Raw genomic sequence first — 18,001 nt, 5'->3', positions numbered from 1 at the left:
AAGGGAGATGACGGGGCGTCGAGCGGGCGGAGGCAGGGCGCTGGGGGTCAGCCCAGGTAGCCCATGCGGTGGCTGATCTCGTCCGCGCCCTTGATCAGGGCCGGCGCGATCTCCTCGATCCGCTCCTCGGTCAGCCGGTACGAGGGGCCGGAGGCGCTCAGCGCGGCGATCACGTCGCCGTCGCGGTCGCGCACCGGGGCGGCCATCGCGTGCAGGCCGATCTCCATCTCCTCCAAGGTCCACGAGTACCCGCGCTCGCGGACCTCGGCGAGGTTCTTCTCCAGCTTCGTCTTCGCCGTCAGCGTGTGCGGCGTGATCCTCTTCAGGCCCGCCTCGGCGATCAGCGCCGCCCGCTCCTTGGCCGGCAGATACGCGAGCAGCGTCTTGCCGCTGGACGTGGCGTGCAGCGGCGTCAGCTGGCCGACCCAGTTCTGCGCCGTGATCGCCGACGGGCCGCGCACCTGGTACAGGTTGATCGCGTAGTGCTCCTGCATCACCGCGATGTTGACGGTCTCGCCGATCTCCTCCGCGAGCCGCTCGCACACCGCCCGGCCCTGCTGCGTGACATCGATACGACCAGTGACGGCGCCCGCGAGCCGTACGATCCCGAACCCGAGCCGGTACTTGCCGCGTTCACCGGTCTGCTCCGCGAGGCCACGCGCCTCGAGCGCACCGAGCAGCCGGAACGCGGTGGACTTGTGCACATCGATCTCGGCGGCCACTTCACTGACCCCGGCCTCGCCCCGCTGAGCCAGAATCTCCAGCACGCTGATGGCGCGATCGACGGACTGCACCCCGCCAGCCTGGGACGTCGTCGTTCCATTATCTGGACTTTGGTTGCTCATGGCGAAACTATACGCACAGTAAACAACCCCGGGGCAAGCACGGGGAAGTACCCGTCCGGACAAGTTGCGTGATTCACAACGACCTTCCCTTCACCCCTTGCTGCGCTGGGCGTCAGATGCGCCTACCCCACGATCACGCCTCCATGCCCGCTAATTCCCTCCGTAGCACACAGTCACTGTCCGTGAGTTCGCGAGGGGGCGGACCGCAGGCCTGACGTACTGTCAGCTCCCGCAACCGGCCGAAGACCGCCGCCCGTTGAGCGTGGGGCGGCGGCCTTCCGGCGTACGGCTTCGGATCGGGTCGGGCTCACGCGGCCTTCGCGAGCGCGGACCGGTCGCGGCTCGGCGCGTGCCGGGCGGACTCCGCCGCGACGGCCGCCGTCGGGCGTCCGTCCCGGCGCGGCCACAGCAGGAGCGCACCGGCCCCGCCCGCCGCGGCCAGGACGGCGAGGACGGACCAGGCGACGGTGAACCCCGCGGCCGTCCCGAGCCACCCCGCGATCGGGTACGTGACCAGCCACGCCAGGTGCGAGAGCGAGAACTGGGCGGCGAACGCCTCGGGCAGTGCCTGCCGGGCCACCGAGGCCCGCAGCACCTTGCCGGTCGGCGTGATGACCAGCGCCATGCCGACGCCGATCACGGCCCACACGGCCGCGGTCCCGGCCCAGGTCGCGATCCCGGCCGCGACGAGTGTCAGGGCCGCTCCCGTACCGGCGACGAGCACCCCGGCGCCGGTCAGCATCACGGCGCGGGCGGCGATCCGGTCGAGGACGCGGGGCAGGGCGAGGGCCGCGACGAGGGTGCCGGATCCGGAGGCGGCGAGCATCCAGGCGACGCCTGACTGCGAGCCGCCGAGCTGGTCGCGTACGTGGTTGACGGTGTTGACGACGACGATCGAACCGGCCGCCGCCACCACGAGGTTGAGCGCCATGACGCCCCGCAGCCGCGGTGTGCGCAGGAACGTCCTGATCCCGGCGGCGGCCTTGTCCCACGCCTTGCTGTGCGCGCTGGGCCGGGCGTCGGGGATGCGGGTGGCGAGGACGAGCAGGCCGGAGAGCAGGAATCCGGCGGAGGTGCCGAGGAACAGCCGGTCGAAGCTCAGGAAGGTCAGGGCGACCGCGGCGAGCACGGGGCTGAGCAGGCTCTCCATCGTGGAGGCGACCTGGGACGCGGAGAGGGCGCGGGTGTACTGGGCCTCGTCGGTGACGACGTCGGGGATGACGGCCTGGAACGTCGGCGTGAACGCGGCGGAGGCCGCCTGGAGCAGGCCGATCAGCACGTAGATGTGCCAGACCTCGGAGACCAGGGGCAGCGCCAGGACGACGGAGGCGCGGACGGCGTCGAGGAGGAAGAGGAGCCGTCTGCGGGGGAGCCGGTCGACGTACGCGGCGGCCAACGGGGCGATCACCACGTACATGACCATCTTGACGGTGAGGGCGGTGCCGAGGACCAGGCCGGCGTCCGGGCCGGCGAGGTCGTAGGCGAGCAGGCCGAGGGCGACGGTGGTGAGGCCGGTGCCGAAGAGGGCGATGACCTGGGCGCCGAACAGGCGGCGGTAGTCGCGGTGCGCGAACAGACCCATGACGGGTTCCTTCCGGTTTCGGTCGGCGGGGCACGGGCCGGGGGCGGCGGCCGTGCCCCGCACGTACAGGGGCGGGTTCCGCGCGTACAGGCGGGGTCGGCGCTAGGCATCGGCTTCGCGCCCGGGGGTGAGGCCGGCGAGCAGGTTGAAGGCGCCGGTGAGGATGTTGAGGGCGACGACGCCGACGACGTCGGCTGTGGCGCGGTCGCTGTAGCCGAACTCCCGCAGCGCGTCGATCTGTTCGTCGGTGATCGACGTCGGTTCGCGGTAGACCTGGAGGGCGAGGGTGATCACCGCCGCGATCGCGGGGTCGGCGGAGGTGCCCTCGCGGGCCCGCTCGATCTCCTCCTCGTCGACTCCCAGCGCGCGGGCGGCGCCGACGTGGGCGTCGAGGCAGAGTCCGCAGCCCTGCTGTGCCTGGACGGCGACGGAGATCCGTTCGCTGATCCTGCGGTCGAGCTTCGCGCGGCCCATCGCGCGGCTGAGCTGGAGGTATCCGCCGAGGACGGCCGGGGAGTGCGCCATCGTCGAGACCATGTCGCCGATCTGCCCGTGGCGGGCGACCAGGTCGGCGAGCAGATCCCGGGAGGCGCCGACCGCCGTGTCCGGCGTGAGCGGTGTCAGGCGAGGCATGACGTTCCCTTCGGTGCGGGGGAGTCGGGGTCAGTGGTGGCCGTGGTGCGCGTGGTGGCCGTGCTGGTGGCCGCCGTGCGAGCCGCCGTGGTGCTCGGTGTGGTGGCCGGTGTGCGCCGCCGGGGTGGCGGTGCGGTCGGCGGTGCGGACCGTGAACTCGGCCGTCCGTACGACGTCTTCGTGCTGGAAGTCGAGGAACAGGCGGTAGGTCCCGGCCGAGGGGGCGACGGCCATGAAGGCGATCTCGGGCCCGGGCGCGGTGACGCCGTCGCCGGGCTCGCCCTCCGGGTGCACGTGCAGGTAGCCGAGGTCGCCGACCCGCAGCGCGACCAGGTGCCCGTACGCGGCCAGGTACGGCTGCAGGTCCGAGACGGGCCGGCCGTTCCGGCCGACGGTGAGGGTGAGCCGGCTCGCCTCGCCGGGGCGCAGCTCGCCGTCGAGGGCGACCTCGTACTCCCCGAGGCGCGCGACCCCGCCGTCCTCGGGCAGCGGCCTGGGCTCGTACGGTCCGGCCACGGCGGCGTCGATGCCCAGCGTCAGGGTTCCGTCGTGGCCCACCGGGTGGATGTCGGCGAAGAACCGCCAGTCGCCGGGCTCCAGGGCGAGTTCGGTGCTCCAGGTGCCGTGCGCGTCCATCACCGGGTGCACGTGCTGGAACCCGGAGGTGTCCCGGCGTACGGCGATGAAGTGCAGCTTCTTCTCGTGCTCGGGCACGAACGCGGTCACCGGGAGGCCGTCGGGGCCCGTCACCCGGAAGCGGACCGGCTGTACGCCGGGGGCGAGGAGCGCGGAGTCGAGCTCCAGGGTGTAGCCGTGCTCGGAGACGGAGAGGCCACCGGCCTTGCCGCCGTGCGAGGCGTGAGCGGTGTGCGAGGCGTTAGCGGTGTGTGCCGCGTGGTCGGTGTGCGAGGCGTGGGCGGTGTGCGTGTTCATGGCTTCCTCCGCGTTGCTCGATACCCCCTGGGGGTACTTGCGTCGAGGTCATGTATACCCCTGGGGGGTATGTAGGTCAAGCGTGGGAGGGCAGCTTCTGGAAGGGCAGCTTCTTCGGTCCGGAGGTATCCGGCGTGCGGGACCCCCGAGGGGTATGCCTACGATGGGCCGCGTGAAGCACGAGCAACTGCAGGCCCGAACGCGACCGCCGGTGCGGTTCCGCGGGCTGCTGCTCATGCTCGGCGTGCTGCTCGGGCTCGTCGGCATGCACGGCCTGGGCCCCGCCCCGCACGCGGCCGCTTCCGGTCATCACCGGGCCGCGTCACACGCGTCGGCGACGGCGCGTACGGCTCCGCACCCGTCCCTCTCGGACCAGTCTCTGCCGGGCCGGTCCGTTTCGGGTGAGTCCGTCTCGGGCCAGTGTGACCACAGCGGCGAAGGGTGCGGCGGCGGTCACGTACGGCACTCCGACCCGACGTGTTCCTCGCCCGGTGTCGCGGGATCGCCCGCGCTGCCCGCACTGCTGCCCTCGCTCACGGACGGCGCCGAACCGCCCGCCGTGCATCCGGTCTGGGCCGGTGACGGGCCCGTCGGCGGCCGGGCGCCGCCCTCACTCTCCGAACTCCAGCTCCTGCGCATCTAGAGCGGCCCGCGCGACGCCGCCGCCCACCCGGCGCCGGCGCCGTGCCCCGGCATGCCCTCGTACGCGCACCTCAGCGCGTCAACGCACCGAAGCAACGCAGGAGTTCACCCATGACCGCACACCGCAAGCTCGCCCGTCGTACCGCACTCGCCGCCACCGCCGCGGTCGCCGCACTCGTTCTCGCCGCGTGCGGGAACGGCGACGACGGCGGGCACGACGCGGGCTCGCACGAGTCGAAGCAGTCCACCCCGTCCGCGACCGGATCGGCGCAGGCCGGCGACCACAACGCGGCGGACGTCGCCTTCGCCAAGGGCATGATCCCGCACCACCGGCAGGCCGTGGACATGGCCGAACTGGCCGAGGGCCGGGCCGGATCGAAGGAGATCGAGGACCTCGCGGCGAAGATCAAGGGCGCCCAGGACCCGGAGATCAGGACCATGTCCGGCTGGCTCACCTCGTGGGGCGAGGAAGTCCCCGCGGAGTCGGGCGGCCACGAAGGGCACGACATGTCCTCCGGCATGCCCGGCATGATGACCGCCGAGGACATGGCGAAGCTGAAGAAGGCCTCCGGGGCCGCGTTCGACGAGATGTTCGCGGAGATGATGATCGAGCACCACGAAGGCGCCGTCGAAATGGCCGAAACCGAGAAGGCCAAGGGCAAGTACGGCCCGGCCGTCAAGCTCGCCGACGCGGTGATCGACGCCCAGACGGCCGAAATCGACCAGATGAACAAGATCCTCGGCAAGGACTGACTCTCCGAACTTACGTCAGTCCGACAGGCAGAGGTTAGGATCACGGCGTGATCACGGCTTGGTCTCCTTCCGGCGTACGACGGGGTCGCCCGACGGCGACTGCCCGGCGCCTGCTGGGACTTGGCCTGCTCCTCCTCGGCCTGCTCTACATGCACGCGGCCAGCCCCGACAGCGCGGTCGCTCATCTCGCCCCGGGCGGCGGCGCGTTGACCGCGCACGCCGGTCACGCCGCCCCCGGGGCGGGCGGCACCGCCGCCACGGCCACCCACCCTCCCGACGAGGAACCGGCCGACCACCGCGACCGGCACGGCGACGACAGCCACGCCCTGCACGGCCACGGCGGCGACGGGCACGGCGACCGGCACGCGTTCGAGGAGTGCACGCTCGGACAGCCCTCGCAGGGCCCCGCGGTCGGCATGCCCTGTCTCACACCGCTGAGTTGGGACCCGCCCGCGGAGCCCGTGACGCCGCCCCTCGTGCACGTCCACCCGTCCGCGGTGCGCGGCTTCGTGGCGCCGATACCGCACGCGGCGGAGTCCCCGGTGCTGCGGATCTAGGCCGACGCCCCCAACCCCCGCTCGGCGACCACCGGTTGAGGCATGCCCACAGGACGCACGTCCCCGTACGTGACGTCCCGCGTCGGCGTGCGCCTCGACACGGTCGGGCCGCCCTGCGGTGACCGGCGTCCGACCTTCCCCACACACGGAGAGCGACCACACACGCATGCACTCCCTGACCGCGCGTGACTTCACCCCCGCCGGCGCCAGCCTGCAGGGGCTCGTCGGCAACACCCCGCTGCTGCGGGTCTCCCGCCCCTTCAGCCCGCCCGACCGCGGGTTCTGGGCCAAGCTGGAGGGCTTCAACCCGGGCGGCATCAAGGACCGCCCCGGCCTCCACATGGTCGAACGGGCCCGCGCCCGGGGCGAGTTGCAGCCCGGCGCGCCCGTCGTCGAGTCGACCAGCGGCACCCTCGGCCTCGGACTCGCCCTCGCCGGAACGGTGTACGGGCACCCCGTCACCCTCGTCACCGACCCCGGCCTCGAACCGTCCATGACCCGGCTGCTCGCCGCGTACGGCGCGACCGTCGACACGGTGCCCGAGCCGCACCCCGTCGGCGGCTGGCAGCAGGCCCGCCGCGACCGGGTCGCCCGGCTCCTCGCAGCCCGGCCCGGGGCGTGGTGCCCGGACCAGTACAACAACCCCGACAACGTCGCCGCCTACACCCCGCTCGCCCTCGAACTCGCCTCCCAGATGGGCCACATCGACGTCCTGGTCTGCAGCGTCGGCACCGGCGGCCACTCCGCGGGCATCTCCCGCACCCTCCGCCAGATCTACCCCGGCCTGCGCCTCGTCGGCGTGGACACCGTCGGCTCGACCATCTTCGGCCAGCCCGCCCGCCCCCGCCTGATGCGCGGCCTCGGCTCCAGCATCTACCCGCGCAACGTGGCGTACGAGAACTTCAGCGAGGTGCACTGGGTGGCGCCCGCCGAATCGGTGTGGGCGTGCCGGCAGTTGGCGACCTCGCACTACGCGACCGGCGGCTGGAGCGTCGGCGCCGTCGCGCTCGTCTCCGGCTGGCTCGCCCGCACCGAGCCCCGCGACACCCGCATCGCGGCCGTCTTCCCCGACGGCCCGCAGCGCTACCTGGAGACGGTGTACGACGACGCGTACTGCGCCGAGCACGGCCTCCTCGGCACGGCCCCGCCACCCGAACCCGACGTGGTGGGACGGACCGACGAGAAGGAGGTCACCCGCTGGACCCGCTGCACCGAGGTGACCGACCCGCTCGCGAAGACCACCGACAGCGCACAGGCCCGTACCGCCGAAGCGGGGGCCGCCCGGTGAAGAACACCCTCGCCCAGGTCCGTTCCTACGACCGCAGCGTCCAACTGCTCCTCGTCAACCAGTTCACCATCAACCTCGGCTTCTACATGCTGATGCCGTACCTCGCGCAGCACCTGTCCGGCACCCTCGGCCTCGCCGGCTGGATCGTCGGACTGGTCCTCGGCGTACGGAACTTCAGCCAGCAGGGCATGTTCCTCGTCGGCGGCACGCTCGCCGACCGGCTCGGCTACAAGCCCATGATCATCGCCGGTCTGCTGCTCCGCATCGCCGGCTTCGCCACCCTCGGCCTCGTCGACTCCGTGCCCGCCCTGCTCGCCGCGTCCGCCGCCACCGGCCTCGCGGGCGCCCTGTTCAACCCGGCGGTACGGGCCTACCTCGCGGCGGACGCGGGGGAGCGGCGGGTGGAGGCGTTCGCGCTGTTCAACGTCTTCTACCAGGCGGGCATTCTGCTCGGCCCGCTGGTCGGCATGGTGCTCACCGGCGTCGACTTCCGGATCACCTGCCTGGTCGCCGCGGGCATCTTCGCGCTCCTGAGCCTCGTCCAGCTCCGGGCCCTGCCAGCCCGCCGGGCGAGCGACCCGAAGGCCGACGGGGACGCCGAGGGACGGGACGGTGTGCTCGCACAGTGGCGGGGCATGCTGGCCAACCGGCCGTTCCTGCTGTTCTCGGCGGCCATGGTCGGCTTCTACGTGATGCAGTTCCAGGTCTATCTCGCCCTGCCCCTTGAGGTGCGGCGCATCGGCGGCGACGGGACGTCCGGGACGGCGGCGGTGGCGCTGCTGTTCGCCGTGTCGGGGCTCAGCACCATCCTGTTCCAGACCCGGGTCACCGCCCGCTGCAAGGCCCGCATGGCGCCCGGCCGGGCCCTGACCTGGGGACTGATCACCATGGCCGCGGGCTTCCTGCCGCTGCTCGTGCCCCTCGCGGTCGCCGTGCCCGAGGGCGGCGCCGGGCGGTGGCTGCTCGCGGCCGTGCCGCCGACGCTCTCCGCGCTGCTGCTCGCACTCGGCACGATGATCGCGTACCCCTTCGAGATGGACACGGTCGTCCGGCTCTCCGGCAACCGCCTCGTCGCCACGCATTACGGGCTCTACAACACCATCTGCGGGATCGGCATCACCCTCGGCAACCTCCTCACCGGCGCCGCACTCGACGCGGCCCGGGCGGCGGGCCTCTCCGCACTGCCCTGGCTCGCCCTCACCGCCCTCGGCCTGACCTGCGCGGCAGCCCTCCACACCCTGCACCGCACGGGCCGCCTCACCCGAACCGAGAGCGTCGTCGGCGCGAGCCCCGGCGCCGTCCGTGCTTAACCTGCTTGCGCCGAATCGAGGCCAAGCCGTAAGGAAGGTGCCGGAATGGCTCGCTCCGTCGCGACCAACACCCGTGTGAATCTCGAAGAGTTGCTGGACTTCGTCCGGCCCAGGCATCGAGGGATCCTGCTGACCAGGCGTTCCGACGGCAGTCCGCAGGGCTCCCCGCTGACCTGCGGGGTCGACACGTCGGGGCGGATCGTCGTCTCCACGTACCCGGAACGCGCGAAGACCCGCAACGCGAAGCGTGACCCGCGGGTCAGCGTCATCGTGCTGAGCGACGACTTCAACGGCCCGTGGGTGCAGGTCGACGGCACGGCGGAGGTGATCGACGCGCCGGACTCGGTGGAGCCGCTGGTCGAGTACTTCCGCTGCATCTCGGGGGAGCACCCGGACTGGGACGAGTACCGCGCGGCGATGCTGAAGCAGGGCAAGTCCCTCATCCGGATCACACCGGAGCGGTGGGGCCCGGTCGCCACCGGCGGCTTCCCGGCCCGCCTCGCCGAGGACTGACCCCCGCGGCAGCGCACACACGAGGGGCGCGCGCCGGCCGAACTGGCCGACGCGCGCCCCTTGCTGTGGGGATCCGTCAGACGCGGTCCGCGGCGATCAGCACGTACTGGAAGGAGCCGTCCCGGTACGAGTTGATGAACGCCTCCTCGATGCCCGTGACCAGGGACGAGGTGGCCCGCAGCTCCCAGTAGGGCAGCGTGTCCGGGGTGAGGTCGATGACCGCCTGCGGGACGAGCCGGTTGTCGGCCATGGCGCGCAGGTACTCGCGGCGCGAGTGGATGTTGCACTCGAAGTGCGCGTTGATCTGCGAGACCCACTTCGAGGGCTGGCCGTACCGCGGGTTCCAGCAGCCGGTGATCGTCACATAGCGACCGCCGACCTGCAGGATGCGGGAGTGCTCGGCGAACAGGTCGTGCAGGTCGACGTACATCGTCGACTCGTTGTTCCACGAGGCCGCCGCCATGCCCGTCTCGAACGGCGTGGCCAGCATGTTGCAGACCCGGGCCCGGACATGGTCGTCGATGCGCAGCTCACGGGCCCGGTTGTTGGCGAACTCGGCTTGCTTGGCGGAGAGCGTGACGCCCTCGACCTTGCAGCCGAACCGCTGATGGGCCATCACCATCGAGCCACCGCGCCCGCAGCCCGCGTCCACGAGCGTGTCGGCGGCGCCGATGTCGCCGAGGTGCTCGAGCAGCAGATCGGCCTGCGCCGACTCCAGCCGGTGCAGCTCGGCGATCAGCTTCTTCTCGTACGCGCTGTCCTCGCTGTCGCCGAGCGCGGCGCGGTCGATCTCGCCGATGCCGTAGTGGTGGTGGTACAGACCGTCGACATCGCCGAGACGCAGGTTCACCGGCCTCGCCTCCCCGTCCCAGTAGCGGGCGATGTCGCCCTGGTAGGGCGTCGCCGGGCCGGGGATGCGCGGGGCGTCGGTGGCGGTGAGTTCGGTGCTGGTGGTCACAGACATGTCCATTTCTCTGACCGGAGGTTCTTACCAGAAGTCCGGCAGGCTGTAGCGGTAGGTGTTGGTCTGGTGCCAGTAGTGGTTGCCGTCGACCCAGGCGGCGACGCCGCGCAGGAAGCGCAGAACACTCGGCACGGGGCAGGCCGCGGCCAGGGCGGCGGCCTCGGTCTCGAAGTCGTGCATGAGCTCGTTGTGGACCTCGACCGACTTCAGATAGGCGTCCCGTTCGGACAGCCCCTCCCGCTCGCCGATCACCACGGGCAGGTTCAGGTGCCGCCCGGGAGCGGCGAGTTCCTTCATGTACGAGTACAGGTCGTTGACGATCGTCGTCGCGTTGCCCGCGAGGGCGATCACCTTCTGCATGGTCGGCAACGCATGCAGATCCGCGGGCAGTTCATAGCCGCCGACGGTGTCCGTGATGGTCGGGCAGGGGCGGAAGTTGTTGAACTGACGCATCGCCAGGTACTCGTACACCTCGGGCACCACGTCCTCCTGCGCCCACGCGGCCTCCGCGAGGTACCCCAGGTGCAGCCGCCCCATGTCGTGCCGGTACCGGTCGGCCTGGGAGGGGCTGCTCGCCCGTACGAAGTACTCCATCGCGGAGCGGTACGCGCGCCGGGGCGCGTCCGCGTGCAGGGACTCGGCCCACTGCGGCTGGTACTCGCGCGTGGTGTGCAGCGGGTCCAGCGCGGTGTGCGCGAGCAGGAGGCGGCTGCCGAGGCCGAAGGGGGAGCCGCCGTGGTCCTCGCAGTAGCAGTCGTCCACCGCGTTCTCGGCGACCATCAGCCGGGTCGCGAGCATCAGGTGGTCGACGGTGGGCGCGTCCGGATGGCAGGCCACCATGTAGCGGCCCACGGAGAAGCCGTCGAACTGCTCCTCCCAGTCCTCCGGATAGAGCGAGACCTCGTCGAGGGCCCAGGCCTTGATCCGCCGGCTCACCTCGTCGACCCGGGCGGGGTCGGGTTCGGGGATCGGGTGGAAGTAGAGGCCCGGGATGGGGCGGCCCTCGGCGGGGGCGGTCTCTGCGGTCTCTGCGGTGTCGGCGGTGTCGGCGGTGTCGGCGGTGTCGGCGTCGGCGGCCTCGGGCGACGGCCCGGGCACGGTCGGCGGGGGCTCGGGCGTCCGCAGGTGCAGGCGCAGCCCCTCCGTGCCGAGCCCGGTCGGACCGCCGAGCACCCTCGGCCTGGCCTCGACAGGGCTCGGTGCAGGGCTGGTCGGGGCGTGGGCCGGTTCGGGTGTACGGGGTGGGCCGCCGGTGAGGGCCGCCATGTCGTGGACGCGGGCCGCCGCGTCGGCGAGCAGCCGCGCCCCGAAGTGCGACGCGGCGTCCGGCGGGCCCGACTTCGGTGGCGCCGGGTCAGGCGCAGGCATCGGTAGCTCCTTGGTGAGACGGTCGGCGGCGGTCACCGGCCCTGCGGGCGGGCGCGACGGGTCCGGAGAGCCGGTGCCCGCCGCGCCGTGCCGTCAGGGCCGCTCGGCCTACTTGGGCCAGTGGCCGATCTGCACGTTCTCCAGGACGCCGACCGCGTCCGGCACGAGGATCGCCGCGGAGTAGTACGTGCTGACCAGGTAGGACGTGATGGCCTGCTCGTTGATGCCCATGAAGCGCACCGACAGGCCCGGCTCGTACTCGTCCGGCAGGCCGGTCTGGTGCAGGCCGATGACGCCCTGGTTGTCCTCGCCGGTACGCATGCAGAGGATGGAGCTGGTCCGCTCCTTGGTGATCGGGATCTTGTTGCAGGGCAGGATCGGCACCCCGCGCCAGGCCGGGACCAGCTGGCCGCCGAGGTCGACGTGGTCCGGGTAGAGGCCGCGCGCGTTGAAGCCCCGGCCGATCGCCGCGATGGTCCTCGGGTGGGCGAGGAAGAACTTGGATCCCCGCCTGCGGCTGAGGAGTTCGTCCATGTCGTCCGGGGTGGGCGGGCCGGAGTGGGTCTGGATGCGCTGTTTGAAGTCGGCGTTGTGGAGGAGGCCGAACTCCCGGTTGTTGATGAGCTCGTGCTCCTGGCGCTCCCGCAACGCCTCGACGGTGAGCCGGAGTTGCTCCTCCGTCTGGTTCATCGGGTGGTTGTACAGGTCGGCGACCCGGGTGTGCACCTTGAGGATCGTCTGGGCGACGGAGAGCTCGTACTCGCGGGGCTTCAGCTCGTAGTCGACGAACGCGCCGGGCAGGCCGTGCTCGCCGGTGTGCCCGGCGGACATCGCGATCTCCGCCTCGCCGCGATGGTTCTGCGGACGTCCTGCCCGCGACTTGAACTCCTCGACGTGTTCCCGGAGTTGCGGCGCCGAGTCCAGCACGGAGGCGAAGTCGGCGCGGGACAGGGTGAGCAGCGTGCCGGAGGTCTCGGCGATCGCCGTGTGCTCCCAGCGGGCGTCGTCGTCGAGCAGCGCGTACTCGCCGAACCGGGCGCCGTCGGCGAGGACGTCGAGGGCCACCTCGTCGTCGTAACTGCCCTCGGAGGCCTGGCTGACGCGGCCGTGGGCGATGAGGTACAGCTGGTCGGCGGGCGTGCCGCGGACCACCAGGGTCTCGCCGCTCGTGAAGTCGCGCTGGACGCAGCGGTCGGCGAGGGCCGTCAGCACCTCGACGTCGTCGAAGCCGCGGAGCAGGGCGAGTTCGCCCAGCTCACGGGGGATCACCCGGACGTCGGAGCCGTCCTGGACGAACTCCACGCGCCCGTCGCCGACGGTGTAGCTGAGCCGGCGGTTCACCCGGTAGGTGCCGCCCTTGGTCTCCACCCAGGGGAGCATCCGCAGCAGCCAGCGGGAGGTGATCTCCTGCATCTGCGGCGCGGACTTGGTCGTCGTGGCGAGGTTGCGGGCAGCCGCCGTGCCCAGGCTGGATTGCCGAGGCAGCTCCACGCCTGCCTCCGGGGTCGATTCGACAGTCATCGGTCGAACTCTCCTTGTTCTGAACAGAGTTGGGCGCATGCGGGCGCCACGAGGCGAAGAAGTGGTGAGGGGGAGATGAGGGTGATGAGCGTGCAGATGAGGGCGGTGAGGGGTGATCCGTCGAGATCGCTCGGAACGCTAGTGGCCGTCCTGCCCGCCCTGCCACGGGCGACCGGGGACATTAACTCGATGCGTTGATCATGAGGAGCCGACGTTTGCCCGGGCACCGATGAGATTCGGCCGCGTTCCTCCGCCGCGCGACGCGGCCGAGGGGGAGCAACTGGCCTGATGTGCGAGACGGCAGGCCACGGTTTCGGCCACGGCTGGTCGCCGGTCCGTCTCGACAGGCGGTAGGGGGCGAACGCCGGGGACGCGGAGGGCGGCGGCGCGGGGGAGGGGTGGCGGGGGGTGGCGGCGCGCGGCATCGTGTGGCGCCGAGTGGCGCTCCGTGGTGCCGGTCCGGCGTCGGGTGGCGCGAGATGATGCCATGCGGCGCCAGATGGCACCGCTGCGTGCCGAGATTCCGGCCGGTGTGCGCCTGGAAGGGCGATGTCCAGAGCGATTTCTGCGGCGTTTTCCCAGCTCAAGCGGCCGTTGGTGCCGACTTCGCGAACTGCGGCGCCAATCGGCCTTGCGGGTGGTGCCAAAGTGATGCCATGATGACGTCATGAACCTCACCCCGTACGTCGAGACCCTCCGCCGCGAACTCGCGGTGGCCGCCGAATCCGGCGGGAGCGGTGCTCGCGAACTCGCCGAGCGGCTGAGCGCGCCGCTGGAGTCGGCCGCCCGGCTGGCCCTGCTCGAAGCGCTCTCCGCCGCCACGGCCGAGATCACGCGAGAGCTCGCCCCGGGCTCCGTCGACGTACGGCTGCGCGGCCTCGACCCCGAGTTCGTCGTGGCACCGGCGTACGAGCGGCGGGCGGCAGCGCCCGTCGGCGAGCCGGCGCCCGAACCGCACCCGGCCCCCGACGTCCCCGCCGACGGCGACGAAGGGGCCACCGCACGGATCAACCTGCGCCTGCCGGCCCACCTCAAGGCACGTGTCGAGGAAGCCGCGGGCCGCGAAGGGCTCTCCGTGAACGCCTGGCTGGTGCGCGCCGTTTCGGCCGCGGTCGGCGCGGACGGCAGGCAGCCCCGCACACGCACCGCCGACGGCACGCACACCGTCGGACAGCAGCACACGGGCTGGGTGCGCTAGCCGCACCCCACCCGACGCACCCCACCCGGCACATCCCATCCGACGCGCGCCGCTCAACACGCGGCACGCAGCACGCACTTCATCCGCCCGTCCCACCAGCAGGGACGCCCCGACAAGCCAAGAGGACGGCACAGCCATGCCTGCTTTCGACACCCCCGCGCCCATCTCCGTCACCGCGTACGTCGCCGCCGGGTCCATCCGGTTCAGCGCCGCCGACCGGTCCGACACCGTCGTCGACGTCCAGCCGCGCGACCCGAAGAAGGACCTCGACGTGCGCGCCGCCGACCAGACCCAGGTCACCTACGTCAGCGGCGGCCTCACCGTGAAGACGCCGAAGAGCACCATGTTCGGCCGCACCGGCACCGTCGACGTCACCATCGCCCTGCCCACCGGCTCCCGCGTCGAGATGAAGGGCGCCTGGGCCCAGGTGCTCGGCGAGGGGCGACTCGGCGACGTACAGGTGGAGACCGCCGCCGGCGACGTCCGGCTCGACGCCACCGGGCCGCTGCGCCTCGAAGCCGCGCACGGCTCGATCACCGTGGACGAGGTCAAGGGCGCCGCCGACATCTCCACCAGCTCCGGCAGCCTCCGCGTCGGCTCCGTGCACGGGCCCGCCGTACTGAAGAACTCGCACGGCAGCACGGTCGTCGGCGCCGTCGAGGGCGAGCTGCGCGTCCGCGGCTCCAACGGCGACATCGACGTCACCCGCGCCGAGGACTCCGTCGCCGCCACCACCGCCCACGGCACCCTGCGCATCGCCGAAGTCGCCCGCGGCACCGTCGAGTTGGAGACCGCCCACGGCACCATCGAGGTCGGCATCCGCAAGGGCACCGCCGCCTGGCTCGACGTCAGCTCCCAGTCCGGGCAGGTGCGCAACACGCTCGACACGTCCGACGCCCCGGAGGACTCCGAGGACACCGTCACGGTCCGGGCCCGCACCCGCCACGGCAACATCGACATCCTCCGCGCCAAGGCCTGACCGCCCACGGCCCCTCGTACGTACGCATCCCACCCAGGAGAGCCCATGCCTTCCTCAGCCCTGCCCACGACCAGGCGGCCCGGCGACCACCTGCACGACGACCTCGCCATCTCCGCGACCGGACTGCGCAAGTCGTACGGCGACAAGCGCGTCCTCGACGGGATCGACCTGCGCATCCCCACCGGCAGCGTGTTCGCGCTGCTCGGCCCGAACGGCGCCGGCAAGACCACCGCCGTGAAGATCCTCTCCACGCTCGTCGCCGCCGACCCCGGCTCCGGTCCCGTCCGGGTCGGCGGGCACGACCTGGCCGCCGATCCGCAGGCCGTGCGCGCCGCGATCGGCGTGACCGGGCAGTTCTCCGCCGTCGACAACCTGATCACCGGCGAGGAGAACATGCTTCTCATGGCGGACCTGCACCACCTCTCCCGCCGCGAGGGCAGGCGCGTGACCGCCGAACTCCTGGAGCGCTTCGACCTGGTGGACGCCGCGAAGAGGCCGGCGGGCGGCTACTCGGGCGGCATGAAGCGACGCCTCGACATCGCCATGACCCTCGTCGGCGACCCGCGCATCATCTTCCTCGACGAGCCGACCACCGGCCTCGACCCGCGCTCCCGGCACAACATGTGGGGCGTCGTCCGCGAGCTCGTCGCCGACGGCGTCACCGTCTTCCTCACCACCCAGTACCTCGAAGAGGCCGACGAACTCGCCGACCGCATCGCCGTCTTGAGCAACGGCACCATCGCCGCCGAGGGCAGCGCCGATGAGCTGAAGCGGATCGTCCCGGGCGGGCACGTCCGGCTCCGCTTCGCCGCCCCGGCCGCGTACCGCACCGCCGCCCTCGCCCTCGCCGACGTGCAGCGGAACGACGAGACGCTGACCCTGCAGATCCCCAGCGACGGCAGCCAGCGCGAACTGCGGTCCCTCCTCGACTGGCTGGACGCCGCGGGCGTCGAGGCCGACGAGCTGACCGTGCACACCCCCGACCTCGACGACGTGTTCTTCGCCCTGACCGGCGGCGACACCCGCGGCACCACCGGCACCCCCGCCGCCACCGGCACCGGCGCCCGCCGCACCGACCCCGACCAGCAGAAGGAGACCGCCCGATGAGCACCGCGACGACCACCCCCGGCCCGCGCGCCGCCACCCACCCCACCGGCCTCGCCCTCGCCGTACGCGACTCCGCCACGATGCTGCGCCGCAACCTGCTGCACGCCCGGCGCTACCCCTCGCTCACGCTCAACCTGCTGCTCACACCGGTCATGCTGTTGCTGCTCTTCGTCTACCTCTTCGGCGACGTCATGAGCGCCGGCATCGGCGGCGGGGCCCCGGACCGCGGCGCGTACATCGCGTACATCGTGCCCGGCATCCTGCTGATGACCGTCGGCGGCACCGTCGTCGGCACGGCCGTGTCCGTCGCCAACGACATGACCGAAGGCATCGTCGCCCGCTTCCGCACCATGGCGATCCACCGCGGCTCGGTGCTCGTCGGGCACGTCGTCGGCAGCGTCCTGCAGGCGGTCATGAGCGTGATCCTCGTCGGCGCGGTCGGCGTGGCCATCGGCTTCCGCGCCACCGACGCCACCGCCCTTGAGTGGCTGGCCGCCCTCGGCATGCTCGTCCTGTTCGCCATGTCCCTCACCTGGATCGCCGTCGGCATGGGCCTGATCAGCCCGAACGCGGAGGCCGCCAGCAACAACGCGCTGCCGATGATCCTGCTGCCGCTGCTGTCCAGCGCGTTCATCCCGATCGAGACGATGCCGGGCTGGTTCCAGCCGATCGCCGAGTACCAGCCGTTCACCCCGGCCATCGAGACCCTGCGCGGACTGCTCCTCGGCACCGAGATCGGCCACAACGGCTGGCTGACGGTCGCGTGGAGCATCGGACTCGCCGTGCTCGGCTACCTCTGGTCCACGTCGAAGTTCAACAGCGAAGCGAAGTAGTACGAGCCCGACCACCGCGCCGCAGCGCCCCGTCCGCCCGTCCGCCCGCCTGCTCGACAGGCCGCCGGACGGGACCCGGGAGGACAATGGGGGGTGGTCGGGCACGCGCAGGAGGAGAGCCGCCATGACCGAACAGATCGACGCCGTCGAAGCCGACCGCGCCCTCAAGACCAAGCACCGCAAGATGTGGGCCCTCGGCGACTACTCGGCGGTGGCCGCCCAGCTCATCCCCGACCTCGGCCCCGCCCTCGTCCAGGCCTGCGGCGTACGCGCCGGGACACGCGTCCTGGACGTCGCCGCGGGCACCGGCAACGCCGCGATCCCCGCCGCCCTGGCCGGGGCCGAGGTCGTCGCCCTCGACCTGACCCCCGAGCTGTTCGACGCGGGCCGGGCGCGCGCCGCCGAGCAGGGCGTCACCGTCGAGTGGCGCGAGGGGGACGCGGAGCACCTGCCCTTCCCCGACGACAGCTTCGACACGGTCCTGTCCTGTGTAGGGATCATGTTCGCGCCGCACCACGGGGCCGCCGCCGACGAGGCGGTCCGCGTGTGCCGCCCCGGCGGCACGATCGGCCTGATCAGCTGGACCCCGGAGGGCTTCATCGGCGAGATGTTCGCGACGATGAAGCCGTACGCCCCCGCCCCGCCGCCCGGCGCGCAGCCCCCGCCGCTGTGGGGCCGCGCCGAGCACGTACGGGAACTCCTCGGCGACCGCGTCACGGACTTCGCCGCCCAGACCCGCACGCTGCGCGTCGACCTGTTCGCGCGGCCCGCGGACTTCCGCGAGTTCTTCAAGACCAACTACGGCCCGACCATCGCCGTGTACCGCAACATCGGCGACGACCAGGACCGCGCCGCCGCCCTGGACGACGCCCTCGACGCCCTGGCCCGGCGCCACCTGGACGCCGCGGGCCCCGCCGGGATGGAGTGGGAGTACCTGCTGGTCACGGCGCGGAAGGCGTGACGGGCAGAGGCGGG

The 18,001-nt window shown here is 72.2% G+C and carries 18 protein-coding genes; 11 read left to right on the top strand and 7 right to left on the bottom strand.

Going from position 1 to position 18,001, the window contains the following annotated elements:
- Positions 1–47 precede the first annotated feature (47 nt).
- From ACIDOF_RS35055 to ACIDOF_RS35040, 4 genes are all read right to left on the bottom strand, one after another.
- The gene (locus tag ACIDOF_RS35055; protein WP_409010278.1) at positions 48–845 is read right to left on the bottom strand and encodes an IclR family transcriptional regulator; all 798 of its coding nucleotides are present in this window, start codon (positions 843–845) and stop codon (positions 48–50) included.
- A gap of 307 nt (positions 846–1,152) precedes the next feature.
- Positions 1,153–2,427 (bottom strand): MFS transporter, encoded by a 1,275-nt coding sequence (locus ACIDOF_RS35050; protein ID WP_409010277.1) that lies wholly within the window; start codon positions 2,425–2,427, stop codon positions 1,153–1,155.
- Between the two features lie 102 nt (positions 2,428–2,529).
- Positions 2,530–3,060, bottom strand: coding sequence for a carboxymuconolactone decarboxylase family protein (locus ACIDOF_RS35045; RefSeq protein WP_409010276.1), 531 nt, complete (start codon positions 3,058–3,060; stop codon positions 2,530–2,532).
- 30 nt (positions 3,061–3,090) lie between these two features.
- Positions 3,091–3,993 (bottom strand): hypothetical protein, encoded by a 903-nt coding sequence (locus ACIDOF_RS35040; protein WP_409010275.1) that lies wholly within the window; start codon positions 3,991–3,993, stop codon positions 3,091–3,093.
- Positions 3,994–4,165: 172 nt separating this feature from the next.
- Here ACIDOF_RS35040 and ACIDOF_RS35035 point away from each other — a divergent pair, with 172 nt between their 5' ends.
- From ACIDOF_RS35035 to ACIDOF_RS35010, 6 genes are all read left to right on the top strand, one after another.
- Entirely contained in the window at positions 4,166–4,636 is a 471-nt protein-coding gene (locus ACIDOF_RS35035; protein WP_409010274.1) for a DUF6153 family protein, read from the top strand.
- Between the two features lie 110 nt (positions 4,637–4,746).
- Positions 4,747–5,388 carry a DUF305 domain-containing protein gene (locus ACIDOF_RS35030; protein ID WP_409010273.1) on the top strand — a complete coding sequence of 214 codons (642 nt, stop codon included), beginning with the start codon at positions 4,747–4,749 and terminating at the stop codon, positions 5,386–5,388.
- Between the two features lie 47 nt (positions 5,389–5,435).
- A complete protein-coding gene (locus ACIDOF_RS35025; protein ID WP_409010272.1) occupies positions 5,436–5,945 on the top strand; it encodes a hypothetical protein in 510 nt (169 codons plus the stop codon).
- A 166-nt stretch (positions 5,946–6,111) separates the two neighbouring features.
- Positions 6,112–7,233, top strand: a complete 1,122-nt coding sequence (locus ACIDOF_RS35020; protein ID WP_409010271.1) for a PLP-dependent cysteine synthase family protein — start codon at positions 6,112–6,114, stop codon at positions 7,231–7,233.
- The gene (locus ACIDOF_RS35015; RefSeq protein ID WP_409010270.1) at positions 7,230–8,543 is read left to right on the top strand and encodes an MDR family MFS transporter; all 1,314 of its coding nucleotides are present in this window, start codon (positions 7,230–7,232) and stop codon (positions 8,541–8,543) included. Before ACIDOF_RS35020 ends, ACIDOF_RS35015 begins: the two co-directional genes overlap by 4 nt.
- Positions 8,544–8,588: 45 nt before the next feature.
- A complete protein-coding gene (locus ACIDOF_RS35010) occupies positions 8,589–9,056 on the top strand; it encodes a PPOX class F420-dependent oxidoreductase (protein ID WP_409010269.1) in 468 nt (155 codons plus the stop codon).
- Positions 9,057–9,132: 76 nt separating this feature from the next.
- On the opposite strand, the gene ACIDOF_RS35005 is transcribed toward ACIDOF_RS35010, so the two are convergent.
- From ACIDOF_RS35005 to ACIDOF_RS34995, 3 genes are all read right to left on the bottom strand, one after another.
- On the bottom strand, positions 9,133–10,026 hold the full coding sequence (locus tag ACIDOF_RS35005) for a geranyl diphosphate 2-C-methyltransferase (protein WP_409010268.1): 894 nt from the start codon (positions 10,024–10,026) through the stop codon (positions 9,133–9,135).
- An 18-nt stretch (positions 10,027–10,044) separates the two neighbouring features.
- A complete protein-coding gene (locus ACIDOF_RS35000; RefSeq protein WP_409010267.1) occupies positions 10,045–11,388 on the bottom strand; it encodes a family 2 encapsulin nanocompartment cargo protein terpene cyclase in 1,344 nt (447 codons plus the stop codon).
- 108 nt (positions 11,389–11,496) lie between these two features.
- Positions 11,497–12,909: a family 2B encapsulin nanocompartment shell protein gene (locus tag ACIDOF_RS34995; protein ID WP_409010266.1), complete on the bottom strand. Its 1,413-nt coding sequence runs from the start codon at positions 12,907–12,909 to the stop codon at positions 11,497–11,499.
- A 667-nt stretch (positions 12,910–13,576) separates the two neighbouring features.
- Here ACIDOF_RS34995 and ACIDOF_RS34990 point away from each other — a divergent pair.
- From ACIDOF_RS34990 to ACIDOF_RS34970, 5 genes are all read left to right on the top strand, one after another.
- On the top strand, positions 13,577–14,107 hold the full coding sequence (locus ACIDOF_RS34990; protein WP_409010265.1) for a toxin-antitoxin system HicB family antitoxin: 531 nt from the start codon (positions 13,577–13,579) through the stop codon (positions 14,105–14,107).
- 136 nt (positions 14,108–14,243) lie between these two features.
- The gene (locus ACIDOF_RS34985; protein WP_409010264.1) at positions 14,244–15,086 is read left to right on the top strand and encodes a DUF4097 family beta strand repeat-containing protein; all 843 of its coding nucleotides are present in this window, start codon (positions 14,244–14,246) and stop codon (positions 15,084–15,086) included.
- Between the two features lie 45 nt (positions 15,087–15,131).
- Positions 15,132–16,193 carry an ATP-binding cassette domain-containing protein gene (locus ACIDOF_RS34980; protein ID WP_409010263.1) on the top strand — a complete coding sequence of 354 codons (1,062 nt, stop codon included), beginning with the start codon at positions 15,132–15,134 and terminating at the stop codon, positions 16,191–16,193.
- Positions 16,190–17,026 carry an ABC transporter permease gene (locus tag ACIDOF_RS34975; RefSeq protein ID WP_409010262.1) on the top strand — a complete coding sequence of 279 codons (837 nt, stop codon included), beginning with the start codon at positions 16,190–16,192 and terminating at the stop codon, positions 17,024–17,026. The genes ACIDOF_RS34980 and ACIDOF_RS34975 overlap by 4 nt, the downstream gene beginning before the upstream one ends.
- A 124-nt stretch (positions 17,027–17,150) precedes the next feature.
- Positions 17,151–17,987, top strand: a complete 837-nt coding sequence (locus ACIDOF_RS34970) for a class I SAM-dependent methyltransferase (RefSeq protein ID WP_409010261.1) — start codon at positions 17,151–17,153, stop codon at positions 17,985–17,987.
- Positions 17,988–18,001: the final 14 nt, after the last annotated feature.

It is taken from the genome of Streptomyces sp. Da 82-17 (assembly GCF_046098215.1).
Taxonomy (GTDB): domain Bacteria; phylum Actinomycetota; class Actinomycetes; order Streptomycetales; family Streptomycetaceae; genus Streptomyces.
Note: the sequence above shows the minus strand (reverse complement) of the source record. Positions and strands in the feature narration are given on the sequence as shown.